This window comes from Janthinobacterium sp. YR213, from assembly GCF_900099875.1.
GTDB lineage: Bacteria > Pseudomonadota > Gammaproteobacteria > Burkholderiales > Burkholderiaceae_D > Janthinobacterium > Janthinobacterium lividum.
On record NZ_FNDA01000007.1, the window covers coordinates 42170 to 68721 of the forward strand.

Below are 26552 nucleotides of genomic sequence, written 5' to 3' on the forward strand. Positions count from 1 at the left end.
GCCCAGACTGCGTTAATTATACTGGTTTGCTGCCGGGAACAATACGCCAGCCGGCAGTGTCCCCGTGCCGGCGCGTTTCACGATATTATCAGGACAGCATGCCCATGTTGGTGCACGAAAACATCAGCATGGGACATTCTGCTTGTATATATGCAGTTTTTTGCCGCAATTTACATGTATCGCTGCAATCGCTTGGGTCAGAGGGCGCCACAAACGCTACAATCGACCCTTTATTGATGACGCGCGGCCGCGACTTTGCCACCATGCAGCCCGCCGCGCGCAGCCACACCGGATAACTATGAACAAGCGCCCCACGCTGAAATTGAAAACCAAGCCGGCGCCAGGCCAGGCTCCTGCCGCACCGAAACTGCGTCCCAGCTACCATCCCGACCTGAAACCGGTCTTGCAGCCAGGCTTCCAACCCGATTTGCGTGCCGATTCGCTGGCGTTTTGCCTGCTCGGCGCGGCCAATGCCGTGGCGCAAGTGCGCACGGGCACGGCCCTGCCGCAGGCGCTGGCCAAGGTGTTTGCGCAATCGAACGCCAGCCCGCAGGCGCGCGGCGCCATCCAGGATATTTCCTACCGTACCATGCGCCAGCTGGGCCGCAGCGAAACCCTGGTCGGCCTGATGACGTCGAAGGCGCCCGAGCCGCCGATGCTGGCCGCCCTGCTGTGCTGCGCGCTGTCGCTGATGTCCGCCGAGCCGGGTGAACAGCCGTACGAAGAATTCACCGTGGTCGACCAGGCCGTCACGGTCGCCACCTCGCACCCCGACCTGGTGCACGCCAAGGGCATGGTGAATGCCGTCTTGCGCCGTTTCTTGCGCGAGCGCAAGTCCTTGCTGGAAGCGGCCCTGCAGCAACCTTTGGCGCAATGGAATTATCCGCAGTGGTGGATCGACTCGCTGCGCCTGGCCTATCCGCGCGACTGGCAAGCCATTCTGACGGCCGGCAATGCCGTGCCGCCATTGACCTTGCGCGTGAATCGCCGCAAGAGCACGGTCGAAGCGTATCTGACCGTGCTGGCCGAGGCGGGCATTGCCGCGCGCCAGGTGGGGCCGTTCGCCGTGCGCCTGGACAAGCCGATCGGCGTGGCCTTGATCCCCGGCTTCGAGCAGGGCGTCGTTTCCGTGCAGGATGCTGGCGCGCAATTGGCCGCGCCGCTGCTGGATTTGCAGGATGGCATGCGCGTGCTGGACGCCTGCGCGGCGCCGGGCGGCAAGACGTGCCATATCCTTGAGCTGGCCGACGTGCAGGTGACGGCCATCGATGCGGACGCCAAGCGCCTGCCGCGCATCGCGGAAAACCTCGAGCGCCTGGGCCTGGACGCCACCTTGAAGGCGCAGGATGCGCAATCGAGCGCGTGGTGGGACGGCCAGCAGTTCGACCGCATCCTGGCTGACGTGCCGTGCACGGCTTCGGGCATCGTGCGCCGCCATCCTGATATCCGCTGGTTGCGCCGCAAGGGCGATGCGTTCCAACTTGCAACACTTTCATCCAAAATTCTGGACAACCTGTGGCAGATGCTGCGCCCCGATGGTAAATTGCTGTTCGTGACATGTTCATTGTGGCCGCAAGAGTCCGAGGCACAGGCGGCGGCATTTGCGGTACGCAATAATGCAACCCGATTGACAGCGCCTGGCCAGCTGTTGCCGACTGGCAGCGCGGAGCAGGACCACGACGGTTTGTTCTATGCGCTATTCCAAAAAAATGCGGCTTGAGCGATTCGTCGATACTTATCCTACGGACTACACCGGCACACTTGTGACAACACGACTCTTCCGACTCCTGGCCCTGCTGCTGATGCTGGCATGTACCATGCCACGCGCGCATGCCGCCGATATGGTCGAGATCACCCGTGCCTACATCGAGTCGAGCGAAGAGGGCTACAAGCTGGCCGCCACGTACTCCTTCGAGCTCAATCACGACCTCGATGATGCGGTACAGCATGGCGTGCCGCTGTATTTCACGACCGAAATCGAACTGACCCGGCCCCGCTGGTACTGGTTCGATGAAAAAGCCATCGTGGCGCGCCAGACCAGCAAGCTGTCCTACAACGTGCTGACGCGCCAGTATCACGTGTCGGGCGTGGGCTTGCAGCAAAGTTTCCCCACCCTCGACGATGCGCTGTTCCTGATCCGCCGTCCCAGCCGCTGGCTGGTGGCGCGGCGCGGCGAGCTGAAAGTGGGGCAGACATATAACGTTACCTTGCGCATGGGCATGGACCGCGACTACCTGCCCAAGCCGATACAGGTCAATGCCTTCAATAACAGCGACTGGCGCCTGGCTTCGAATAAAAAAACCTTCTTGTATACGGCGGAGTAGTGAGTCAAGCATTGCGCTATCTGCTGGTGGTGGGCGGCGGCATCGTCAGTATCCTGCTGTTCCTGCTGGCGTCGGCTTCCGATAATTCCGGCTTTTTCGACCGCTACTACACCTGGCTGCTGGGCTTGAACGCGGCCGTGGCCGTGTCCCTGCTGGCGCTGGTAGGCATTTCCCTGGCGCGCCTGTACGCGCGCTACAAGAGCGGCAAGTTCGGCTCCAAGCTGATGACGCGCCTGGTGATGCTGTTCGCCGCCGTCGGCATCCTGCCGGGCCTGGTGATTTTCCTTGTTTCCGTGCAATTCGTCTCTCATTCCATCGAATCCTGGTTCAACGTCAAGATCGAAGCGGCGCTGGAATCGGGGATTGAACTGGGCCGTGCCGGTCTCGATGCGGCCCTGGTCGAGCTCGACCACCGGGGCCGCAAGGCCGTCGAAGAACTGGGCGCCGACCCGGTGGCCGGCCCGGCCGTGCTGACCAGCCTGCTGCGCGAAGAGGGCATGCAAAATGTCATGCTTGTCAGCGGCGATGGCGTGCTGCTGGCCAGCGCCGGGCCGCATAGCGCAGCCGACTTGCCGACGCCGGCCATGCTGGTGCAGGCGGCCTTGCCGGCCGGCTATGCCTCCGCCGAGGGCGGGCTGGAGCTGCACGACGATGGCACGGAGTCGGGCGGCGGCGGATTCCGCTCTGGCTTGCCCGCGTCGGTGGAAACGGCGGCCAGCTTGCGCCTGCGCGTGCTGGTGGCCGTGCCGGGGCCTTCCGTCTCGCCCCGCTACCTGCAATTGCTGCAATCGGTACCGCCCAAGCTGGCGACGAATGGCGAAGTGCTGCGCGCCGCCTACAGCGAATACAAGGAACGTTTCGTCGCGCGTGTGGGACTGCGCAAGATGTACATGGAAATCCTCACCTTGACCTTGCTGCTGGCCATCTTTGGCGCCATCGGTAGCGCTTTCCTGATCGCGGGCAACCTGGCCCAGCCCCTGCTGCTGCTGGCCGAAGGCACGCGCGCTGTGGCCGAGGGCGACCTGTCGCCGCGCCCCATCGTCGCCACCAAGGATGAACTGGGTACCCTGACGCAATCGTTCAACATCATGACGCGCCAGCTGCTCGATGCGCGCACGGCCGTGGAAAGCAACCGCGCCGCCCTGCAAAACGCCAAGGCCCACCTGGAATCGGTGCTGGCGAACATGTCGGCCGGCGTGATGGTGCTCGACGGCGATTTCAAGCTGGTGACCTGCAACGAGTCGGTCGAGCGCATCCTGCAGCATTCGGGCATGAGCATGGTGGGCCAGCCGCTGGCGCATATTGCTGGAATGGAAGAATTTGGCGGCGCCATCATCAGCGCCTTCACGGCGCAAAGCGCGCAATCGGCATCGGGCCGCAACCAGCAGCGCCTGCACTGGCAGCGCCAGATCGAGATTCCCCGCCGCCTGGGCAGCAGTGCCGACGAGCATGACATCACCTTGCTGGCGCGGGGCTCGCGCCTGCCGCTGGAGTCCGGCAGCGGCTACATCGTCGTGTTCGATGATATTTCCGACGTGATTTCCGCGCAGCGCTCGATCGCCTGGGGCGAAGTGGCGCGCCGCCTGGCGCATGAAATCAAGAATCCGCTCACGCCGATCCAGCTGTCGGCCGAGCGCCTGCAGATGAAGCTCGAAGGCAAGCTGGAGCAGCCGGACGCCGACCTGCTCAGCCGCGCCACCACCACCATCGTCAAGCAGGTCGATGCGATGAAGCGCATGGTCGACGACTTCCGCGACTATGCGCGCACGCCGCCGGCCGTGCTCACGCCGCTGCGCTTGAACGAGCTGATCGAAGAGATACTGAACCTGTACCTGCGCGGCGACGATGGCGACATCATCCATCCGCTGCTGGCGCCGAATCTGCCGATGGTGATGGGCGATCCGACCCAATTGCGCCAGGTGATCCATAACCTGCTGCAGAATGCGCAGGACGCGATGACCGACTTGCCGCCGGACTCGCCGCATCCGCGGATTGACGTAAGGACGGAAGCAATTCATTATCGCAGTGCGGACGGCGGCGTGAATATCGCCGTGCGGCTGGCCATCAGCGACAATGGCCCTGGTTTCGCGCCAAAAATCCTGGCGCGGGCTTTCGAGCCGTATGTGACCTCGAAGGCGCGCGGCACGGGATTGGGCCTGGCGATGGTCAAGAAAATTATCGATGAACACGGCGGACGCATCGATATCGAGAACCGGGTCGACGGCAATGGCGCTTCGGTGGTCATTTTGCTGTTAAAGTTAGCTCCCGACACTCCTGCCCAGGAATTCCTGGCGTGAGGGTCTGGTTTAGTATTTAAAACACTAATAAAATCATAGTTGTCCGCCGCGTGCATCTTGTGCGCGACGGCCGGCGAAATGAGGAAGGCAAGACACGAATGGCAAACATACTCGTAGTGGATGATGAAATGGGTATCCGTGAGTTGCTCTCGGAAATTTTGGGCGACGAAGGACATGCTATCCAGCTGGCCGAAAATGCGCAGCAGGCGCGCGAAGCGCGTGCCGCCGGTGCGCCGGATCTGGTATTGCTGGATATCTGGATGCCCGACACCGACGGCGTCACCCTGCTCAAGGAGTGGCAGCGTGACGGCTTGCTGACCATGCCGGTAATCATGATGTCGGGCCATGCCACCATCGATACGGCGGTCGAGGCGACGCGCATCGGCGCCATGAACTTCCTGGAGAAACCGATTGCCCTGCAAAAACTGCTGAAGGCGGTCCAGCAAGGCTTGACGCGGGCACAGGAAACCGTGCGCGCGCCGAGCGTGGCGCCGCGTCCCGTGGCACCCGTGGTGGCCGAGGAAAGCAGCCATCCCGTGCCCAGCTTTGGCGGCAGCGCGCCGCAACAGCTGATGGTACGCCCGGGCATCGCCGTACCGGCGGTGGCCGAAGGCCATGGCTACAACCTGTCGTTCGACTTGCCCCTGCGCGAGGCGCGTGACGCGTTCGAGCGCATGTATTTCGAACACCACCTGGGGCGCGAAGGCGGCAGCATGACCCGCGTGGCGGAAAAAACGGGCCTCGAACGCACCCATTTGTACCGCAAGCTGAAACAGCTGGGCGTCGAACCGGGCAAGCTGGCCAAGAAAAGCCTGTGACGGCAGCCGTGCGGCGTCCGACGCCGCTGACCCTGGTCAGCGGTGGATGCGCCGCCGGGCGCGAGGCGGCCATCGCGCAAGCCTTGCCGCCGGACCAGCCGGCCGCAGTGATCCTTGAAGGATTGGCTGACGGTAACGGCATCCTGGCCGACCTGGCCGAGCAAGTTTCTCCATCCCCATCATTTCCATTGCAACTGTTGCGCATCGCGCCCGGTTGCCTGTGCTGCAGCGGCAATCTCGTATTGCGTGTAACATTGAATCGTCTGCTGCGCCATCCACCCGCGCGCTTGTTCATCAGCCTGGCCGACGCCTCGCACATCGAACAATTGCGCACCTGGCTCACCGCCAGTCCCTACGATGCCCTGCTGGCGCTGCAAGCAGACATGGTGGTCTCCTGACGATTTTCTGATCGAATTACCGCAAGCGCAGTTTGCATCTCGTTACAACTCTGTAGCCCGCAGGGTGGCATGGCCGCTTGAAATGGCGCCGTGTAACCCCACCTCTGTTCTGACACCGCAGGAGCTTCTCCTGCTTGAGCGAAGGATGCAAAATGAACCTGATCTATAACAGCGAACAATATAGCGTCGTGGAATTCGGCGTCGATGGCAACCTGGAAGCCTTGCGCTTTGGCGGCTATGAAATCGTCGACAAGGGGGGCAAGCGGGAAACGTTTATCGCCGGCATCCTTGCGCAAAACTTCCGCCGCGACGTGACGGAGCTGATCGCCAGCGAACCCAGCATGGAAGAGATCGATGAATTCTTGGGCAGCTATGATTCCCTCATGAGCCAGCCCGTGCTGTTGCATTAGGGTGATGGCTATCGCCGCCATACCAATCCGCCAGGCGGCGTGGTATGGTGGCCGTGTTATCCCGCTGCAAACAGACCATGTGCCAACTTCTTGGAATGAATTGCAATGTCCCTACGGACATTGTCTTTAGTTTTACCGGCTTCGCCATGCGTGGGGGCCATACCGATACCCACCATGACGGCTGGGGCATCGCCTTTTTCGAGGGCGCCGGCGTGCGCCATTTCGTCGACCACCAGGCGGCCATCGCCTCGCCCGTGGCCGAACTGATCAAACGCTACCCCATCAAGTCGCGCAATGTCATCGCGCATATCCGCAAGGCCACGCAAGGCCAGGTGGCGCTGGAAAACTGCCACCCTTTCGTGCGCGAACTGTGGGGCAGCTATTGGGTCTTTGCCCACAATGGCGATTTGAAGGATTTCCACCCCGTGCTGACGGGCAGTTACCGCCCCGTCGGCTGCACGGACAGCGAACTGGCTTTCTGCTATCTGCTGCAGGAGTTGCATGCGCGCTTTGGCGATGCCCCGCCGGCGTTGCCGCAACTGCATGCCGCCCTGGCGGAGTTGTTGCCTGGCATCGCCGCCCACGGCACCTTCAACATGATGCTGTCGAGCGGCGAGGCGCTGTTTGCCCATTGCTCGACCAGCTTGCACTATCTGGTGCGACAACATCCGTTTCCAACTGCTAAACTCTCCGATGAAGACCTGAGCGTGGACTTTTCCCAGGTGACGACTCCCCAGGACAGAGTGGCCGTGATCGTTACTCAGCCGCTGACGACGAATGAGCAATGGACGGCGTTTGCGCCGGGCGAATTGAAGTTATTTGTCGACGGGATGGTGCAAGAACCCCCTGCGCCCTAATTTGTTGACGACAATAAACTGGATTGCTGCCAAAATACCCACAGCGCGGGCGGAATTCAGCTAAAGTATTGTCAATAGTGAACCTTGATGCGGGCGCGGCGCGGCCGGTGTCACTCGACGTGATTGATGAAGAGTTAATGATCGATATTTCCAGCAACGACATCACCCCGAAACCCTTGCGCGTGCGCGAGTTCTATCTGGGGCGACAACCTATCCTTGACCGCAATCAAGCCTTGTTTGGCTATGAGTTGCTTTTCCGCAACGCTCCGGTCGGTCCCGCCAACATCACCAGCGACCTGTCCGCCACGGCATCCGTCATCGCCCACGCTTCCCAGTTGGGCATGGAAAAGGTCATCGGCGACGCGCTCGGTTTCGTCAACGTCGATGCCGACGTGATCATGAGCGACATCTTCGTGTTTCTGCCGCGTGAAAAAGTCGTGCTGGAAATCGTCGAATCGATGCCCGTCACGCCGGAAGTGCGCGCGCGCATCAGCGAACTGGTGGGCCATGGCTTCACCTTCGCGCTGGAAAACGTCGTCTCCGATACGTCGCAAGTGCAGGAACTGCTGCCGCTGGTGCAGTACGTCAAGATGGACATGAGCACGGTCGACCCGAAAGTGCTGGCAGCGCTGGCGCCCCGTTTCAAGCAGGAAAACAAGAAACTGGTGGCGGAGAAGGTCGAGACGCGCGAAGAATTCAAGTCGGGCCTGGATCTGGGCTTCGATTACTTCCAGGGCTATTACTTTGCCAAGCCGGCCATCATGACGGGCAAGAAGCTGTCGCCGTCGCAACTGGCCGTCATGGAACTGATGACCTTGGTCACGTCGGACGCCGACAACATGGATATCGAGCGCGCCATCAAGCGCGACGTGTCGCTGGCCCTGAACCTGCTGCGCCTGGTCAATACGCCGGCCGTGGGCGCGCGCCAGCGCATCGATTCGCTGAGCCAGGCCGTGACCGTGCTGGGCCGCCGTCAATTGCAGCGCTGGCTGCAAATCATGCTGTATGCGGAACCAAGCAAGCGCGGCCATAGCATGACGCCGCTGCTGATGCTGGCCACCACGCGCGGCCGCCTGCTGGAATTGCTGGCGCATAAACTGCGCCCGAACCACGCCCATTCGGCCGATATCGCCTTTACGGTCGGCATCATGTCCCTGATGGATACCCTGTTCGGCGTGCCGATGTCGGAAATCCTCAGCCAGATCGAAGTGATCGACGAAGTGGCCGAAGCGCTGCTGTCGCGCGAGGGCTTCTATGGCGACCTGCTGCGCCTGGCCGAATGCATCGAGCGCATCGAAGACATGGAAGGCGAGATCGTGCCGACCCTGCGCGACCTGGCCATGTCGCCGGACGACCTGGTGGAGCTGGAAATGGCCGCCTACGAATGGAGCGATAACGTAGTCCGCTACGCGCTGTAGGTCGGATTAGCGCGGCCGCCAGGCCACGCGTCATCCGACGACATTGTTGACGCTGATCGTAGTGATGTCGGATTACGGCCTGCGGCCTGCGGCCTAATCCGACCTACCCGATTTATCTAAAAGAGCCCTGCACGGCGTCGCCGTGGCAGGGCTTTTTTACGCCGCTACGCGGCGGCGCCGGGCCAGTGCTTGTGCAGCTCGGGGTCGGTGCGCAATTCCCACAGGGCGAGCACGACGACGGCGATACCGACGAGCAACTCGTTCCACATGATGACGGGCTGATCGGCCAGCCGCAGTACCCATGGCGAGGCCGCCACCCAGACGCCGACCAGCAGGTTGACGACGACGGCCCAGAAATAGGTCTTGTACAGGTCGAAGGCGGCCAGTACGGCGATCACCAGTCCCGAGACAAAGGCGTTGATCATCTGCGGTGAACCTTCGGGATAGGAAAAGGCCCAGGGCGAGACGACCAGCCATAGACCCAGCAACAGGATCACTTGATCCTGCCAGCGTTTCAGTTTGAAATTGGTTGCCATATATCCTCCTTGCCGGTTGGGAACGGGCCGGAGCGGGCATGCAGCATGCCAGCCGGCATACTGCGTTAGTGCGCTTCGGCGCGCGATAAGTTCCGCGCGCCTTGTACATATATTATGACAGATTGGGTGCCAGCCAGCGTTCCACGTCCTCGATGTTGACGTTGCGGCGCTTGGCCATGTCTTCCACCTGGTCCATGCCGATCTTGCCGACGACGAAGTATTTCGACTCCGGGTGGGCAAAATAGAAGCCGGAGACGGCCGCGCCGGGGAACATGGCATACGATTCCGTCAGCTGCATGCCGATTTCCTCGGCCTGCATGACCTCGAACATCTGTTTCTTGACCGTGTGCTCCGGGCAAGCCGGGTAGCCGGGCGCGGGGCGGATGCCGACATACTTTTCGGCGATCATGTCGTCGTTGCCCAGGTGTTCATCCGGCACATAGCCCCACAAATCCTTGCGCACGCGCTCGTGCAGGTATTCGGCAAACGCCTCGGCCAGGCGGTCCGCCAGGGATTTGAGCATGATGGACGAGTAATCGTCGTGCGCATCCTCGAAGCGTTTTTCGTACTTTTCAATGCCCAGGCCGGACGTGACGGCGAACATGCCGATGTAATCCTTCACGCCCGATGCCTTCGGTGCAATGAAGTCGGCCAGGCACTGGTTCGGACGCTGCACGCCGTCGACCACGGGTTTGACGCCTTGCTGGCGCATGCCGTAATAGGTGAACGCCACGGTACTGCGCGTATCGTCCGTGTACACCTCGATATCGTCGTCATTGACGCTGTTGGCCGGCAGCAAGGACACGACGCCATTGGCCGTCAGCCAGCGTCCGTCGATGAGTTTTTTCAGCAAGGCCTGGCCTTCCGCGTACACCTTGGTGGCCGCGTCGCCCACCACTTCATCCGTCAAAATGGCGGGGAAGGGACCTGCCAGGTCCCAGGTCTGGAAGAACGGGCCCCAGTCGATATAGTTGGCCAGCGTGGCCAGGTCGACATTCTTGAACACGCGGCGGCCGATGAACTTCGGTTTCACGGGCGTGCAGGGGCCGTCGAACGGCACGACCATCCTGTTGGCGCGCGCCTGCGCCAGCGGCAGGATGGGCAGGGCCTTCTTGTTGGCGTGCTGCTCGCGGATGCGCGCGTAATCGATTTCGATGTCTTCCACGTATTTGTCGCGCTGTTCCGGCGTCAGCAACGATTGCGCCACGGACACGGAACGCGAGGCGTCCGGCACGTAGATCACGGGGCCTTCGTAGTTGTGCGCGATTTTCACGGCCGTGTGGGCGCGGCTGGTGGTGGCGCCGCCGATCAGGAGGGGGATCTTCAGCATGCGGAAGTGTTCGTCGCGCTGCATTTCCTTGGCGACATACGCCATTTCTTCCAGCGATGGCGTGATCAGGCCCGAGAGACCAATGATGTCCGCGTTTTCCACCTTGGCGCGCGCGAGGATTTCCGAGCACGGCACCATCACGCCCATGTTGACCACTTCGAAGTTATTGCACTGCAGAACGACGGTGACGATATTCTTGCCGATGTCATGCACGTCGCCTTTCACGGTCGCCATGATGATCTTGCCTTTCGGCTTGGCGACGATGCCCGTGCGCTTTTCTTCCAGCAGCTTTTCTTCCTCGATAAACGGGATCAGATGGGCCACGGCCTGTTTCATCACGCGTGCCGATTTCACCACTTGCGGCAGGAACATTTTACCCTGGCCAAACAGGTCGCCGACCACGTCCATGCCGGCCATCAAGGGACCCTCGATCACGTGGATGGGGCGCCCGCCATTGTGCAGCAATTCCTGGCGCGCCTCTTCCGTGTCTTCCACGATGAATTGCGTGATGCCGTGCACCAGCGCGTGCGACAGGCGCTCCTGTACGGTGCCTTCGCGCCAGGCCAGGGTTTGCGCCTCGGCCTTGCCGCCCGCCTTCAGGGTGCCGGCAAATTCGATCATGCGCTCGGTCGAGTCTTCGCGGCGGTTCAGCACCACGTCTTCCACGCGCTCGCGCAATTCCGGGTCCAGGTTGTCGTACACGCCCACCATGCCAGCGTTGACGATGCCCATGGTCATGCCGGCCTTGATGGCGTGGTACAGGAAGACCGTGTGGATGGCTTCGCGGGCCGGATCGTTGCCGCGGAAACTGAAGGACACGTTCGACACGCCGCCCGAGATCTTCGCGTACGGCAAGTTTTCCTTGATCCAGCGCGTGGCGTTGATGAAGTCGACGGCGTAGTTGTTGTGCTCTTCGATGCCGGTGGCGACGGCAAAGATGTTCGGATCGAAAATGATGTCTTCCGGCGGGAAGTCGAGCGCATCGATCAATAAATGGTATGCGCGTGCGCAAATCTCGATCTTGCGCTCGAAGGTATCGGCCTGGCCCTTCTCATCGAAGGCCATGACGATGACGGCCGCGCCATAGCGGCGGCACAGTTTTGCCTGGCGCAGGAATTCTTCCTCGCCTTCCTTCATGGAAATCGAGTTGACGATGGCCTTGCCTTGCACGCATTTCAGGCCCGCTTCGATGACGGACCATTTCGACGAGTCGACCATGATGGGCACGCGCGAAATATCGGGTTCCGAGGCGATCAGGTTCAAAAAGCGCGTCATGGCGGCCAGCGAATCGAGCATGGCTTCATCCATGTTGATGTCGATCACCTGCGCGCCGTTTTCCACTTGCTGGCGCGCCACGGACAGCGCTTCGTCGTATTGCTCGTTGAGAATCATGCGCGCGAACGCTTTCGAGCCCGTGACGTTGGTGCGCTCGCCCACGTTGACGAACAGCGACTCGTCATTGACGACGAATGGCTCCAGGCCCGCCAGGCGCAAGTCGTGCGATGGGGCCGGCACGGTGCGCGGCGTGTTTTTCGACAGCAATTCGCCGATGGCGGCGATGTGCTCGGGCGTGGTGCCGCAGCAGCCGCCCGCCATGTTCAAGAAGCCCGCGTCGGCAAATTCGCGCAGCAGGGCGGACGTGTCGGCAGGCAACTCGTCGAAACCCGTGTCGCTCATGGGATTGGGCAAGCCCGCATTCGGGTAGATGCACACGAAGGTGTCGGCGATCTTGGCCAGCTCTTCCGCGTACGGGCGCATCAGGGCGGCGCCCAGCGCGCAGTTCAGGCCGATGGTCAGCGGTTTTGCGTGGCGCACGGAATTCCAGAAGGCGGGCACGGTCTGGCCCGACAAGATGCGTCCCGAGGCGTCCGTGACGGTGCCGGAAATCATCAGCGGCAGGCGCACGACATCCGGGTTTTGCTCGTAGAACAGGTCGATGGCGAACAGGGCCGCCTTGCAGTTCAGGGTATCGAAGATGGTTTCCACCAGCAGCACGTCGGCGCCGCCTTCCACCAGGCCCTGCGTCTGCTGCAGGTAGGCGGCCACCAGCTGGTCGAAGGTGACGTTGCGCGCTGCCGGGTCGTTGACGTCGGGCGAGATCGATGCCGTCTTCGGCGTGGGACCCAAGGCGCCGGCGACGAAGCGCGGCTTGTCCGGGGTGGAATACTTGTCGCAGGCGGCGCGCGCCAGCTTGGCTGCCTGCACGTTCATTTCATAGGCCAGGTGGGCCATGTGGTAATCGTCTTGCGCGATGGTCGTGGCGCCGAAGGTATTCGTTTCGATCAGGTCGGCGCCGGCCGCCAGGTAGCGCTCGTGGATTTCCTGGATGATGTGCGGCTGCGTCAGGGTCAGCAGCTCATTATTGCCCTTGACGAACAGTTCGCGCGCGCCACTGTCGGCCGGCGCGGCGAAATCGATGAAGCGGCCGGCGGGGCCGCCGCGATACGCTTCTTCGTCGAGCTTGTACTGCTGGATGATCGTGCCCATGGCGCCGTCGAGGATCATGATCCGCTGCGCCAGAATGGCGCGCAAGGTGGCTTCGGTCGGGGACATGGCGGGGATCACGGTATCGTTCATTTCATGCTTTCAATAGGCAAACGGGCGGCGGCGCGGCGACAAGACTGGTACGAGGCGGATGCGGGCCAGCAGGATCAGCTGACGGAGAGTGCCGGCCGGGTAGGGCAGGCAGAAGGTGGCAATCGCCTGATTTCACCGGGTCTAAAATTATACGGCATCAGGCTGCTTTGGTTTTAAGCAAAAGCGGCCGTTCGCCCCACGGCTGGCCTTCTTGCAACACATCGCCTCCTGCCACGCCTGCTGTTGAAAATTACATTCCTGAAAATCTTACTCAAAACGTTAATTCTTCCGCCAAAGTTGTCAGAAGAATACCATCCTCTAGGCTGTGGAAAAATTTCCACATTATTTGTGCTGCCTCAGCATATTTTTAATGGATTGAATGGCAATAGCTGCAAAGGAAATTAATTTTGATTTAAGGCAATACAGAGTGAGGGAAATAGTGCTGAGAATAAAGTTTGCCAAGCAGATATTTTAACTATTATCAAAACCAATTGAATCAAAAGCATTAATAGTTGTCTTTGGGAATCGAATTAACCCATAATATTGGTTCTTAGAAATTAAATTCTCACCAAAAGTCACCAATATGTCACATTTATCTCGTGTCCTCCCCGGCATCGCGCTGCACAAACATGGTTGCCAGCCATGAAAAACCATCTGCTCGTAGCATTGTTTGTCGTGCTGGGCCTGTCCGCCTGCGGTGGCGGTGGTGGCGGTGGTGGCGACACGGTGGTGGCGACCACCTCGGGTACGCCCGTCCTGATTCCTGCCGTGACGGCCGTCTCGGCGGCGAATGTTGCCGTGGGCGGCAGCCTGGTGGTCACGGGCACGAATCTGAGTCGCGTGACGGCCTTCCAGGTGGGCGGCGTGACCGTTGCCACCAGTGCCGCCAGCGAGACCAGCGTGACCCTGGCCATGCCTGGCGTGCCCGTCACTGGTGCCTTGAGCCTGGTCAGCGCCAGCGGTACGGCGGCCACCAGCTATAACGTCAATGTGTACCTGCCGTTGAGCGTGGGCAGCGTCGCGCCGGCGACGGGCGGTGTCGGTTCCAGCGTGACGATCACGGGCGGCGGCATGGGCGCCGTGACGGCGGTACAGTTTGGCAATGGCGCGGCGGCAACGCCGCAAAGCCAGACGGCCAGCAGCGTGACAGTGGTGGTGCCTGCGGGCGCGGCGACAGGCGCGCTGACGGTGCGCGGTCCCTACAACGATGTGATCAGCAGCGACGCGTACACGGTCCTGGCCAGCGTGGCAGTGACGTCGATTACGTCGGCCGTCAACGGCGCGACCTTGTCGGTGACGGTGCAGGGCAGCAATCTCGACCAGGTCAGCTCGGCTTCGGTGGGCAATACGCCGGCCGTCATCGTCAGCGCCAGCGCCAGCCAGCTGCTGCTGTCCGCGCCAGCCTCGGCAACGGGCAATGTGATGCTGTCGGCCGCTTCGCGCATCGCCGTGAATGCGGGCACGGTGTCGGCCTTTACCTTGGGCAGCATTGATTTCGCGCAAGTGCTGAATTTGAACGCCAGCAATACGGCCTTGCGCCTGACGCGCGGCAAGCCGGCCGCCGTGCGCGTGTCCGTGCTGGCCACGCAGGCGGGCCAGGCCAGCCCGGCCGTGACCTTGAATGCGACCGCCGCCAATGGCAGCAACCTGGGCAGCATCGCAATGACGGGGCCGGCGCTCTTGCCAACGACGAAGAACGATGACAGTTTCAACGGCAATTTCAGTGCCGTCCTGCCCTCCGGCTGGATCTTGCCCGGCGTGCGCGTGCGCGTGACGGCCGTCGGCAATGACGGCGTGCAAGTGAGCCAGGAAGCGGCACCCATGGTGGCCAGCCTGGCCAGAATCCGTTTGGTACTCGTTCCCTTGAGCACCGACGATGGCGTGGCGCAACTGCCTGACGCCGAGGTGATCCGCGCTGCGCTGTTGCGCGTGTATCCGTATGCGACGGAAAATATCAGCATCACCACGCGCGCCGCGCTGAGCATGCCAGGCAGCAGCACGGCCGACAGCTGGTGGAGCGATACCCTGGGCAAGCTGGAAAACAAGCGCGCGCTGGAAGACAGCGGCGCCTATTACTATGGTTTCGTGCCGAGAATGTCCTCCACCCGCGCCGCCGGCCTGGCCTACATCAACCAGCGCAGCAGCGGCAGCGACTTCACGTCGGCCATCGGCCTGGATGCCCGCTTCAACAGCATCGCATCGGTCGACCCATTCGGCAATCAATGGCCTGAATGGCTGACCACGCTCGTGCACGAACTGGGCCACAACCACTCGCTGCAGCACGTTGCCTGCGGCGGCCCGGCCGGCGCCGCTGCCGACTACCCGTATGCGGATGGCAATCTGGGACCGCAACCCCTGTATAACAGCAACTATGCGGGCAGCATCGGCCAGCTGAGCAAGGCAGTCTATGGCAGCACGCCGATGAAAGACGTGATGAGCTATTGCAGCGGCGCCTGGTTCTCCGACTACAGCTATGCGCGGGTGCAGCAATTCCTGGAAAAACGCAGCACGCAGGGGACGGGCAGCAATGTGCTGGCCGCCAGCATGTCCGTGGCCGAGAACGGCTATCTGACCATTTCCGGCCGCATCACGCCAGCCGGCGTGGCCTTGCGCCCAGCCGTTGCCTCGTCGGCGCGCATCGGCGCCGCTGCCAGCGGCAGTGGCCATGCTTATACCTTGCGCGTGTTGACGGCGTCCGGACAGACTATCGACTTGCCCTTCGATGGCGTCTCCGTGGCCGACCATGGCGGCAACGCCATGAGCCACTTCCGCGTCAGCTTCGCCAATCCGGGCGAAATCAGCGATGTGCAAGTGCTGGCAAATGGCAAGGCTTTAGCCAAGCTGGAACGCACGGCGCGCCGCAGCAAGGCTGCCGCCAACGATGCCACGTTTGATGCGACGCAAAGCGGCGGCCAACTGGCGCTGGTTTGGAATGCCGAGGCGGAACCGTATGCCGCCGTCATGCACGTGGCTGCCGATGGCCGCAAGACGGTGGTTGCCAGTGACTTGACGGGTGGCAAAGCCAATGTCGACGTGAGCGCCGTGCCGGCCGGTGGCCGTTTCGAAGTCAGCCTGTCGTCGTCCGTGGGCGCACGCCTGATGAAGGTGCAGCGCCGCTAAGCGCTGTGGCTGGATACAAAAAAGGCTTGCCGCGGCAAGCCTTTTTTTATGGCCATCGGCATGATGGCGCGGTGCAACCCGGTGAAGTCAGGCGAAGCGTTTGCCTTCGAGAGGGAAGCCCTTGATGAATTCGGCCGCGGGCAGGCGCTTGCCGCCCGGTTTTTGCAGTTCCGTCAGGCGCAGCGAGCCATTGCCACAGGCCACGACGATGCCGTGCTGGGCGTCGGCTGCCAGCACCTGGCCGGGCGCTTCCTTGCTATCCGCTTCGAGCACGTCGGCGGCCCAGATCTTGATGGTGGTGCCATCGACCTGGCCGCAGGCGCCGGGAAACGGATTGAAGGCGCGGATCTTCAGGCCCAGTTCCAGCGCCGGCAGGCTGAAATCGAGCGCCGCTTCTTCCTTGGCGATCTTTGCCGCGTAGGTGACGCCCGCTTCCGGCTGCGGCACGGCTTCCAGCGGCTGCTGCTGCATCTTGCGCAGGGTTTCGACAATCATCTTGCCGCCCAGGGTGGCCAGCTTGTCGTGCAGGGTGGCGGTGGAGTCGCCCGCTTCGATGGGCGTGCGCTCGATGGCCAGCATGGGGCCCGTATCGAGGCCTTCTTCCATCTGCATGATGGTCACGCCCGTTTCATCGTCGCCGGCTTCGATGGCGCGGTTGATGGGCGCCGCGCCGCGCCAGCGCGGCAGCAAGGAACCGTGGATATTGATGCAGGGTTTGATGTCGAGCGTGCTGCGCGGCAAGATCAAGCCGTAGGCCGCCACCACCATCACGTCGTAGTCGGTGGCCAGCAGGCGCGCGTGGGCTGCCTTGGCTTCGGCGGCGCGCTGCGGGTCCTTGCTGTCCATGCGCAGCGACAAGGGCTGCAGCACCTCGATGCCATGTTGCTGCGCATATTGCTTGACGGCCGAGGCGTGCAATTGCATGCCGCGTCCGGCAGGGCGGTCGGGCTGGGTCAGCACCAGCGGAATCTCGAATCCCGCTTCGTGCAAGTCTTTCAGGGCCGTGGCGGCAAATTCAGGCGTGCCTGCGAAGATCACTTTCATATGGTTCCTTGACGTGAGGTGTACAGGCCCGCGCCAAAATGCGCCAGGCTGGCGTGGTGTGACGACTTCTGTTGCGGCTTAGTCTATCAGCAGTGGCTTAGAAGCGGCGGTTCTGAGCGCGCAGGCTCGCTTCGCGCTCGAGACCACGGATTTCCTTGATCATCTTGGTCTTGATGCGGTTGCGCTTGAGCGGCGACAGGTATTCGACGAATACCTTGCCCAGCAAGTGATCCATCTCATGCTGGATGCAGACGGCCAGCAAGCCATCGGCTTCCAGTTCGAACTGCTTGCCGTGGCGGTCCAGGGCGCGCACCTTGATGCGGGCCGGGCGCTCGACGCCATCGTAGACGCCAGGCACGGACAAACAGCCTTCATCGTAGACCTGCTTTTCTTCGCTGGCCCAGGTGATTTCCGGGTTGATGAACACTTGCAGCTGGTTTTTCTCTTCGGTGATGTCGATCACCATCATCTGGATATGCTCGTCCACTTGCGACGCGGCCAGGCCGACGCCCGGGGCGTCGTACATGGTTTCGGCCATGTCGTCGATCAGGGTTTGCAGGCGCGCGTCAAATTCGGTGACGGGCTTGGCGATCGTGTGCAGGCGAGGATCGGGGTAACGCAGGATATTTAATATGGACATACAGATTCGACTGGTTAAGGTGGGCGCCGGTGCGCCGGATTATTCATGCCTGGGCCATGCGAACGATGGCAGGGCTATTTTATTTGAGTACGCTACGGTTGGGCGCGTATGGCACAACGGCGCGGCAGATGCGTTTGCCAGTGCGCTATTCGTCTGCTGCAAAGGGAAATTTTATCACAGACGCCCATGCTCCTGTGGATGACGGGCCGTTTTGCACGGCCATTGCACGCATTGTTGCGCGCGTCGGTATCGCGTGCGCGCCATGGCGCTAGCATGGGATGGCACAGTACACAGCGAGGTTGTCATGCATGCAATTGCCACGACGGCAGACGCGGCCACGGAACTGGCGGGCTGGCTGCGCCTGCAGCATCTGCCAGGCGTGGGGCCGGTGGCGGCGCGTGCCTTGCTGGTCAGCTTCGGCTTGCCGCCGGCCATCTTCAGCGCGTCATTCGAGGCCTTGCGCGAAGTGGTGCCGGCCAGCGTGGCGCGCGCCATCGTGCAGCCGCCCAGGCCGGTGGCCAACAGCCAGCTCGAGCTCACTCTGCAGTGGCTGCAAGGCCCCGGCAATGCCGTGCTGACCCTGGCCGATGCCGCGTATCCGCCTCTGCTGCTGGAGATCGCCGATCCGCCGCTCTTGTTATATGTACGGGGGCGGGCGGAACTGCTGTCGCGTCCCGGCGTGGCCATCATCGGCAGCCGCAATGCCAGCGCGCAAGGCATGCAGAATGCGGCCGCCTTTGCGCAAGCCCTCAGCACGGCAGGCCTGACCATCATTTCCGGGCTGGCGCTGGGCATCGACACGCACGCGCACGAGGGCGGCTTGCGCGGCGCGGGGGCAACCATCGCCGTGATCGGCACGGGCGCCGATCTGGTGTATCCGCGACGTAACCTTGATCTGGCGCAAAGAATTGCCGAACAGGGTTGCATCGTCAGCGAATATGCACTGGGGCTGCCCGCCATGCCCGGTAACTTTCCGCGCCGCAACCGCCTGATCAGCGGCCTGGCGCGCGGCGTGCTGGTGGTCGAGGCGGCCGCGCAATCGGGCTCCCTGATCACGGCGCGCCTGGCCGGCGAGCAGGGACGCGATGTGTATGCCTTGCCCGGTTCCATCCATGCCACCCTGGCCAAGGGTTGCCATGCGCTCATCAAGCAGGGCGCCAAGCTGGTCGAGTCGGTCGATGACGTGCTGCAAGAGCTGCAGTGGCTGGGCGGCATCCCCGGCGCGCCGGCCGTGGTGGAAGACGAACCGCCGCTGCTGGCCGCGCTGGGCCATGATCCCCTCGATGCCGATACCCTGGCCGCGCGCAGCGGCCTGGCCATGGGCGCGCTGATGGGCGAATTGCTGGCGCTGGAGCTGGCGGGCCGGGTGGAGCGCTTGCCAGGAGGACTGTTTCAACGCTGTAAATGACAGCTTGTCACTTGTGTGGCGGCCTTGCCGCACGGCGGCGCTTTGTCGGCGCGCACCCTTGTGTCGCAGCGAACTTAGCTGATAGAGTAGAGCCATGTTCGATATCCTGGTGTACCTCTACGAGACTTACTATCGCCCCGATGCCTGCCCCGAGCCGGCAGTCCTGGCGCGCAAACTGTCGGCCGTCGGTTTCGACGACGTGGAGATTTCCGAAGCGCTTGTCTGGCTGACGGATTTGAATGCCATGGCCGGCGTCGAGCAAACCCTGACGGCCAGTTCCACGGGCACGCGCTTCTATGTACAGCAGGAAAGCGACGTGCTGGGCACGGCCGCCATCGGCTTCATCCAGTTCCTGGAAAGCGCCAAGGTACTCTCGCCGCTGCAGCGCGAAATCGTCATCGAACGGGCGCTGGCGCTCGACGAGGCACCCGTGTCGCTGGGCAAGCTGAAAGTCATCGTGCTGATGCTGCTGTGGAGCCAGGGCAAGGAACCGGATGCCCTGATGTTCGACGACTTGTTCGTCGACGATGAAGACCTCCCGCCGCGCTTATTGCACTAATATATAGCCGTATTCTTCGCTGTCTGCCCGACCCTGGCGCCGCTGCCGCGCCATCCCCTTTACCATGTGTTGCACCAGCGCGCCCGCCAGCCTGTTGTGTTTGCGCTTGCGCATTCTTGCTTGCAGATAACTTGCCGAATTCTTCAATAGGCGCTTATCATTGGCCGCTTGACAAGACCACAAGTCACACGGCCTTGCGCAGACAAAAGCGTCGGCGCCTGGCAATGCACTGTATGATGCGCATGCTGAAACTATCCTAGAGCATTTTTCGAGACTAAAAAATATGACAAAAACCCTCATCATCGCCGAGAAGCCTTCTGTCGCGAACGATATCGCGAAGACGCTTGGCGGCTTTACCAAGCACGATGAGTACTTTGAATCGGATGAATACGTCCTGTCGTCGGCGGTCGGCCACTTGCTGGAGATCGCCGTACCGGAAGAATTCGACGTGAAGCGCGGCAAATGGAGTTTCGCGCACTTGCCGATGATTCCACCGTATTTCGCGCTGAACCCGATCGCCAAGACGGAAGCGCGCCTCAAAGTATTAAACAAGCTGATCAAACGCAAAGACGTCACCACCCTCATCAACGCATGCGATGCGGGGCGCGAAGGCGAGCTGATTTTCCGCCTGATCGCGCAGAACGCGAAAGCCAAGCAGCCGGTCAAGCGCCTGTGGCTGCAGTCGATGACGCCGGGCGCCATCCGCGACGGTTTCTCGCACCTGCGCAGCGACGAGGAAATGCTGCCGCTGGCCGATGCGGCCCGCTGCCGTTCGGAAGCCGATTGGTTGATCGGCATCAATGGCACGCGCGCCATGACGGCGTTTAATTCGAAGGAAGGCGGCTTCTATCTGACCACCGTGGGCCGCGTGCAGACGCCGACCCTGTCGATCGTGGTCGAACGCGAAGATAAAATTAAAAAATTCGTGCCGCGCGACTTCTGGGAAGTGCGCGCTGAATTCGTCTGCGCGGCCGGTATCTATGAAGGCCGCTGGCTCGACACGAAGTTCAAGAAGGACGAGAACGATCCCGAGAAGCGCGCCGAGCGCCTGTGGAGCAAGACGGCTGCCGACTCGATCGCCACCGCCTGCCGCGGCCGCCAAGGCATCGTCACGGAAGAATCGAAACCGACCACCTCGATGGCGCCGGGCCTGTTCGACCTGACCAGCCTGCAGCGCGAAGCGAACTCGCGTTTCGGCTTCTCCGCCAAGAACACCCTGGGCCTGGCCCAGGCGCTGTATGAAAAGCACAAGGTATTGACGTATCCGCGTACCGATTCGCGCCATCTGCCGGAAGACTACATGCCGACCGTGCTGCAGGCGCTGGAAACGGTCAAGGACAACAGCAACTACCACCAGTTCGCCAAGCAGATCATCGACAAGGGCTGGGTCAAGCCGAACAAGCGCATCTTCGACAATACCAAGATCTCGGATCACTTCGCGATCATCCCGACGACGATCGCGCCAAAGAACTTGTCCGAGCCGGAACAGAAGCTGTACGACCTGGTCACGCGCCGCTTCATGGCCGTGTTCTTCCCGCCTGCGGAATTCCAGGTCACCACGCGCTACACGGAAGTGTCCGGCCATCAGTTCAAGACTGAAGGCAAGGTCATGACCAATCCGGGCTGGCTGGCCATCTACGGCAAGGAAGCATCGACGGACGCCGACAAGGAAAGCAATGGCAACGGCAACCTGGTGCCGGTCGCCAAGGGCGAGAAAGTACAGACGGAAAGCGTCAACGCCAACGGCCTGGTCACCAAGCCGCCTGCGCGCTTCACCGAGGCAACGTTGCTGTCGGCCATGGAAGGCGCCGGCAAGCTGATCGACGACGACGAGCTGCGCGATGCGATGGCTGGCAAGGGCCTCGGCACGCCAGCGACGCGCGCGGCCACCATCGAGGGCTTGCTGACGGAACGCTATCTGATCCGCGAAGGCCGCGAACTGATTCCGACGGCCAAGGCGTCGCAGCTGATGACCTTGCTCAAGGGCCTGGGCGTCAACGAATTGACGGCGCCGGAGCTGACGGGCGAGTGGGAATACAAGCTGTCGCAGATGGAAAAAGGCAAGATTTCGCGCGAAGAATTCATGCGCGAAATCGCGCAGATGACGCAAATCATCGTCAAGCGCGCCAAGGAATACGATAACGACACGATTCCCGGCGACTACGCGACGCTGGAAACGCCGTGCCCGAATTGCAGCGGCGTGGTAAAGGAAAACTACCGCCGTTTCGCCTGCACCAAGTGCGAATTCTCGATGAGCAAGACGCCGGGTTCGCGCCAGTTTGAAATCGCCGAAGTGGAGCAATTGCTGAAGGACCGCACCATCGGCCCGCTGCAAGGCTTCCGCTCGAAGATGGGCCGTCCGTTCGCCGCCATCCTGCGCATCGTGCGCGATGAAGAGATCAAGAATTTCAAGCTGGAATTCGATTTCGGCCAGAACGACGAGAGCGAAGATGGCGAAGGCGTCGATTTCACGGGCCAGACGCCTGTGGGACCGTGCCCCAAGTGCAACGCCGGCGTGTACGAAATGGGCCTGGCCTATGTGTGCGAACACAGCGTAGCCAAGCCGAAGACGTGCGACTTCCGCAGCGGCCGCATCATCTTGCAGCAGGAAATCTTGCCGGAACAAATGGCAAAACTGCTCAACGATGGCAAGACGGACTTGCTGCCGGGCTTTGTTTCGCAGCGTACCCGCCGTCCGTTCAAGGCCTTCCTCGTGCGCGGCAAGGATGGCAAGGTGAGCTTCGAGTTTGAAGAGCGCAAGGCCAAGCCGGGCGCGAAGACCAAGGCGGCAGCGACCGAGGCCGAAGGCGAAGAAGGCGCAGCGCCAGCGAAGAAGACGGCCGTCAAGAAAGCGGCAGCCGTCAAAAAGGCGCCAGCCAAGAAAGCCACGGCCGTGAAAAAGCCGGCCGCCAAGAAGGCGCCGGCGAAGAAAGCGGCAGCGGCGGAGTAATCCGGCGCCAGCCAAACAAAAGCCAGGGATGTCCCTGGCTTTTTTTACGTCCCGAGACTCTTAGTCAAGGTAGTCCGAATACTCGCGCTGCGCGTAGTTCTGCAAATTCGCCCACGGCTGCGCCTTGCTGACGGTCGGCTGCAGCTTGACGTCGACCCGGCGATAGAAGGTATTCGCGCGGTCGCCGCTTTCGATGATCAGCGGAATCTGCTTTTGTTCATCCCACAGGATGCGCTGGAACACGCCATTCTTTTCCACTTCGCGCCAGCGCGCGCCCGTCACGTTCGACGCCTGTTTCGACAGCGGCATGGCGGCCACCAGTTTCGGGTCCAGCAGATAGAAACTGTTTTCCCAGGAGCCGTCGAAATTGACGTTTTCGTATTCCGCTTTCGGGATCGCCACCACCACCTTGTCATGCGCATCGATGTATTCCACGCGCACGGTGTTCTTTTCCAGCATCACGTGGCGCGGTATCAGCACGGGATTGAAGTGCTTGTGCTCATGCTGCGTGGCCTTCAGCGCCACTTTGGTGTTGTCTCCGTGCTTGTGGCCTGCATGCGCGTCCGTCGACGGCGCCAGCACGCGCTCGACCCACACGTGGCCGGGGCGGCGCAGCATCTTTTCTTCGTAACGGCTCTCGCGCGTCACGCCTTCCGGCGTCAGGACGCGGCTGTAATAGGTGATGCCCAGGTCCAGGTCGGCAGGAGCGGACGGCGTGGCAGCAGCGGCTTGCGCGCTGGCGGCAAAGCCGGCGGCGAGGAGGATGGCGATCAGTGACGATTTCATGGTGTTGCCTTTACGTGCAGAGGGGCGGAGGGCATACGCCATCCGCCCCGGTGGGGTTGCCGTGTTGATGTGGATCAGAAGCCGAAGGCCGCCTTCAGCAAGTCAAACACCTTGGTATTGTCCAGGGTGCCCTTGAAGGTCTTGGAGCCGGCGCCCGTGGCCAGCAGCTTGACGTCGCCGCCGCCGTGGGTTTCGCTGGCCAGGCGCACGCCTGTTTCCTGCAGGTAGTTGTCTTTCAGGGCCGTGGCGCTGTCGACATTGCTGCGCAGGGCAGGGCGGTTCGGGCCGTTGCCGAACACCAGGGTGGTGTAGGTATTGCCATCGGCATCCTTGCTCGGCTGGTTATCCTTGTAGCCGCGGTTGATGTCGAGGATATGGTTGCCGCGCTTGCCGTAACCGTTGAAGGCCAGGGTATGGTCATGGTCGGCCGTGACGACGATCAGGGTATTTTCCAGTTTCGGATCGGTTTCCCGGATCTTGCCGATGGCTGCCTTGATGGCGTCGTCGAAGGCGATGGTGTCCGTCAGCGCGCGCTTGGCGTTGATGCCGTGCAAGGCGTGGTCGATGCGGCCGCCTTCGACCATCAGGAAGTAGCCGTTCGCATTTTTCGACAGCAAGTCGATGGCTTTCAGCGTCATTTCCGACAGGCTAGGCTGGGTCGCGCCTTCGCCCAGCGGTGGCGTTGCCGTGCGGTCCAGTTCATATTCCAGGTGGCTGCGGGTGCTGTACAGGCCGATGAATTTCTTGCCGCTCGGCGCTGCCGCCATTTCCGCTTTCGTCGCGGCCACGGTGTAGCCCTTGGCGGCAAATTCCGTCAACAGGTTGCGGCCATCGGCGCGGCCATACTTGTTGCTTGCCGACCAAGGCGTAAAGTGGTTGCGGCCGCCACCCATCAGCACATCGACGCCATCGCCCAGGGCCGCGTTGTAGCCCGCGCCGCCCGGCGCCGTTTGCGCGGCGATCGCGTATTGCGCATTGCGGTTGCAGATGTGCGAGAAGGTCGTCGCCGGCGTGGCGTGTGTCAGTTCCGTGGTGGTGATGGCGCCCACGGCCTTGCCCTTGGCTTTTGCCAGCTCCAGGATGGTCGGCGCGCTCTTGCCGCCGGCCGGGCAATTGTCCACGCCCAGGTTGCCGTTGGCATCGCGGCTGGGTTCCTTGGCGATCGTGTCCTGCGCCATCGAGATGACTTCATTGTTCATCTTGACGCCGGTCATGTAGGCGGCCATCGATGGCGCGCTGTCCGTCGTTTGCGCATCGTTCGAGAACGTCTTGATGCGCGCCGTGCGTTCCAGCGTGTCCATCGTCAGGCTGCCGTCTTCCTTGTACTGGTAGATGCGCGCCGCCGTCACGACGGACGGGCCCATGCCGTCGCCGAGGAAGAAGATGACGTTCTTGGCGTCGGCGGCGTAGGCGCTGGCAACGCTGGCGGCCACGAGCGTGGTCAGCAAGGAGAGTTTCAGGGCCGATTTCAGTACGGCGGGTGTCGATGCAAGTTTCATGTGCTTGTCCAATTCTTGTCTCTTGGGGATTACAGACCGCCGGCGGTCTTGACCAGGCCGAATACTTTGGTGTTGTCGATGGTGCCGAGGAAGGTTTCCGAACCCTTGCCGATGGCGCCCAGGAAGACGTCGGTGCCGCCGTGGGTTTCATTGCCCGCCGTGGTGCGGATCACCGCTTCCTGGTGGTAATTATTGGCGCTGGTGACGGTTTCATCGAGGCTGGCCATGGCGGCGCGGCTCGACTGGGTGCGGTTTTCGCCATTGCCGAAGCCGATGATCGAATACGGTGCGCCATCGAGGTCTTTCTCGATTGCACCGGTGACGTAGTTCTTCACCACGCCCAGCACGCCAGGGTTGCCGGCAGCCGTCTTGCCCGTGCGCTTGGCGTAGCCGTTCAGCACCAGGGTGTGGTCATGGTCGGCCGTGACGACGATCAGGGTGTTGGCCAGGGTCGGGTCGGTGAGCTTGGCTTTGTCGATGGCCGCCTTGATGGCGTTATCGAATGCGACGGTATCTTGCAGCGCTTTCTTGGCCGTGGTTTCGTGCAGCGCATGGTCGATGCGGCCGCCTTCGACCATCAGGAAATAACCCTTCTTGTTCTTGGCCAATACGTCCATGGCCTTGGTGGTCATTTCCGCCAGGCTCGGTTCCTTGGCGGCATCGCGGTCCAGGTCGTAGCTCATGTGGCTGGACGTGAACACGCCGAACAGGCGCTCCGTCTTGGCCGCATCGACGGCCTTGAAGTCGGCGCCCGTGTTGGCGACCGTGTAGCTCTTCGCTTTCAGTTCGGCGAGCAGGTCGCGTCCGTCGGAACGCTTGCCGCCATCCTTGAACGGCTTGAAGAATTGCGCGCCGCCACCGAGGACCACGTCCAGGCCGGCAGTGCCCAGCGCGCTGTTGTAGCCCGTGCCGCCAGGCACCAGGGCCGCGGCGATATCGTTTTCCAGGTCGCGGTGGCAGATGTGCGAATAGGTCGCGGCCGGCGTGGCGTGCGTCACGCGCGCCGTGCTGACGACGCCGGCGGCAAAGCCCTTGGCCTTGGCCAGTTCCAGCAGGGTGGTGGCGGGCGTGCCGTTGCCGGTGCCGCATTTGTTGACCAGCTTGTTGCCGTTCGCATCCGTGCCCGGATCGATGGCGACCGTGTTGGCCGACATCGAGATGACTTCATTGTTCATCTTGACGCCCGTCATGTAGGCGGCCATCGATGGCGCGCTGTCCGTCACTTGCGCGTCGTTCGAGAACGTTTTGACGAAGGCCGTTTCCGGCAGGGTGTCCATGGTCAGCGCACCCTCTTCGCCCACCGAATAGATGCGCGCGGCCGTCATGGTGGTCAGGCCCATGCCGTCGCCGAGGAAGAAGATGACGTTTTTCGGCGGTGCTTCAGCCACTACCTCTTCTTTTTTGGCGTCGCTGCCGCAGGCGGCCAGCATCAGGGTGATGGCGACGCTGCAGCCAGCGACGGAAATTTTTCTGCGTGTCATGTGGTTCATCCGGCTAGGTTTGAAAGAGCTAGCAAGATAACAATCCAATGTGACGCCCTCATGACGCTGTGACACATTTGGCCACGCCGGTGCGCGTCCG

19 protein-coding genes are annotated in these 26552 nt (G+C 61.9%); 12 read left to right on the forward strand and 7 right to left on the reverse strand.

All coding sequences use genetic code 11. The features are described from left to right. Nucleotides 1-298 precede the first annotated feature (298 nt). The 8 genes from rsmB (at nt 299) to BLT98_RS25490 (ending at nt 8522) form a co-directional block, all read left to right on the forward strand. Nucleotides 299-1720, forward strand: a complete 1422-nt coding sequence (gene rsmB, locus BLT98_RS25455; protein ID WP_092612753.1) for a 16S rRNA (cytosine(967)-C(5))-methyltransferase RsmB — start codon at nt 299-301, stop codon at nt 1718-1720. 97 nt (nt 1721-1817) lie between these two features. After that, entirely contained in the window at nt 1818-2324 is a 507-nt protein-coding gene (locus BLT98_RS25460) for a DUF4390 domain-containing protein (protein ID WP_225317180.1), read from the forward strand. Further along, a complete protein-coding gene (locus BLT98_RS25465; RefSeq protein ID WP_070253843.1) occupies nt 2324-4621 on the forward strand; it encodes a sensor histidine kinase in 2298 nt (765 codons plus the stop codon). Before BLT98_RS25460 ends, BLT98_RS25465 begins: the two co-directional genes overlap by 1 nt. A gap of 98 nt (nt 4622-4719) precedes the next feature. After that, on the forward strand, nt 4720-5439 hold the full coding sequence (locus BLT98_RS25470) for a response regulator (protein WP_034784724.1): 720 nt from the start codon (nt 4720-4722) through the stop codon (nt 5437-5439). Then, nucleotides 5436-5837 carry a CobW family GTP-binding protein gene (locus BLT98_RS25475; protein WP_092612756.1) on the forward strand — a complete coding sequence of 134 codons (402 nt, stop codon included), beginning with the start codon at nt 5436-5438 and terminating at the stop codon, nt 5835-5837. The genes BLT98_RS25470 and BLT98_RS25475 overlap by 4 nt, the downstream gene beginning before the upstream one ends. Before the next feature lie 152 nt (nt 5838-5989). Continuing rightward, nucleotides 5990-6247 (forward strand): BTH_I0359 family protein, encoded by a 258-nt coding sequence (locus tag BLT98_RS25480; protein WP_070253841.1) that lies wholly within the window; start codon nt 5990-5992, stop codon nt 6245-6247. A gap of 77 nt (nt 6248-6324) precedes the next feature. After that, nucleotides 6325-7104 (forward strand): class II glutamine amidotransferase, encoded by a 780-nt coding sequence (locus BLT98_RS25485; protein WP_092613044.1) that lies wholly within the window; start codon nt 6325-6327, stop codon nt 7102-7104. A 137-nt stretch (nt 7105-7241) separates the two neighbouring features. Then, complete coding sequence (locus BLT98_RS25490) at nt 7242-8522, forward strand: EAL and HDOD domain-containing protein (protein ID WP_034784728.1); 1281 nt, start codon at nt 7242-7244, stop codon at nt 8520-8522. 164 nt (nt 8523-8686) lie between these two features. Here the strand turns inward: BLT98_RS25490 and BLT98_RS25495 are convergent, their stop codons facing one another. Then, nucleotides 8687-9058 (reverse strand): SPW repeat protein, encoded by a 372-nt coding sequence (locus BLT98_RS25495; protein ID WP_034784732.1) that lies wholly within the window; start codon nt 9056-9058, stop codon nt 8687-8689. A 112-nt stretch (nt 9059-9170) separates the two neighbouring features. After that, nucleotides 9171-12965, reverse strand: a complete 3795-nt coding sequence (metH, locus tag BLT98_RS25500) for a methionine synthase (RefSeq protein ID WP_170846497.1) — start codon at nt 12963-12965, stop codon at nt 9171-9173. Nucleotides 12966-13607: 642 nt separating this feature from the next. Between metH and BLT98_RS25505 the strand changes: the two genes are divergently transcribed. Then, entirely contained in the window at nt 13608-16085 is a 2478-nt protein-coding gene (locus BLT98_RS25505; protein ID WP_139179378.1) for an IPT/TIG domain-containing protein, read from the forward strand. A gap of 87 nt (nt 16086-16172) precedes the next feature. Here BLT98_RS25505 and fmt read toward each other — a convergent pair whose 3' ends face one another. Beyond that, nucleotides 16173-17129 (reverse strand): methionyl-tRNA formyltransferase, encoded by a 957-nt coding sequence (gene fmt / locus BLT98_RS25510; protein WP_092612763.1) that lies wholly within the window; start codon nt 17127-17129, stop codon nt 16173-16175. A gap of 97 nt (nt 17130-17226) precedes the next feature. Then, the gene (def, locus tag BLT98_RS25515) at nt 17227-17769 is read right to left on the reverse strand and encodes a peptide deformylase (RefSeq protein ID WP_034784735.1); all 543 of its coding nucleotides are present in this window, start codon (nt 17767-17769) and stop codon (nt 17227-17229) included. Nucleotides 17770-18073: 304 nt separating this feature from the next. Between def and dprA the strand changes: the two genes are divergently transcribed. The 3 genes from dprA to BLT98_RS25530 all read left to right on the forward strand — a co-directional run bounded on the left by dprA (nt 18074) and on the right by BLT98_RS25530 (nt 22686). Further along, a complete protein-coding gene (gene dprA / locus BLT98_RS25520; RefSeq protein ID WP_092612766.1) occupies nt 18074-19177 on the forward strand; it encodes a DNA-processing protein DprA in 1104 nt (367 codons plus the stop codon). 94 nt (nt 19178-19271) lie between these two features. Further along, complete coding sequence (locus BLT98_RS25525) at nt 19272-19736, forward strand: Smg family protein (RefSeq protein ID WP_034749287.1); 465 nt, start codon at nt 19272-19274, stop codon at nt 19734-19736. 283 nt (nt 19737-20019) lie between these two features. Then, complete coding sequence (locus tag BLT98_RS25530) at nt 20020-22686, forward strand: DNA topoisomerase III (protein ID WP_092612769.1); 2667 nt, start codon at nt 20020-20022, stop codon at nt 22684-22686. A 60-nt stretch (nt 22687-22746) separates the two neighbouring features. On the opposite strand, the gene BLT98_RS25535 is transcribed toward BLT98_RS25530, so the two are convergent. The 3 genes from BLT98_RS25535 to BLT98_RS25545 form a co-directional block, all read right to left on the reverse strand. Then, nucleotides 22747-23472, reverse strand: coding sequence for a hypothetical protein (locus BLT98_RS25535; RefSeq protein ID WP_092612772.1), 726 nt, complete (start codon nt 23470-23472; stop codon nt 22747-22749). Between the two features lie 74 nt (nt 23473-23546). Next, a complete protein-coding gene (locus BLT98_RS25540) occupies nt 23547-24971 on the reverse strand; it encodes an alkaline phosphatase (protein ID WP_071653279.1) in 1425 nt (474 codons plus the stop codon). A gap of 29 nt (nt 24972-25000) precedes the next feature. Beyond that, nucleotides 25001-26401, reverse strand: a complete 1401-nt coding sequence (locus tag BLT98_RS25545; protein WP_244517720.1) for an alkaline phosphatase — start codon at nt 26399-26401, stop codon at nt 25001-25003. Between the last annotated feature and the right edge of the window lie 151 nt (nt 26402-26552).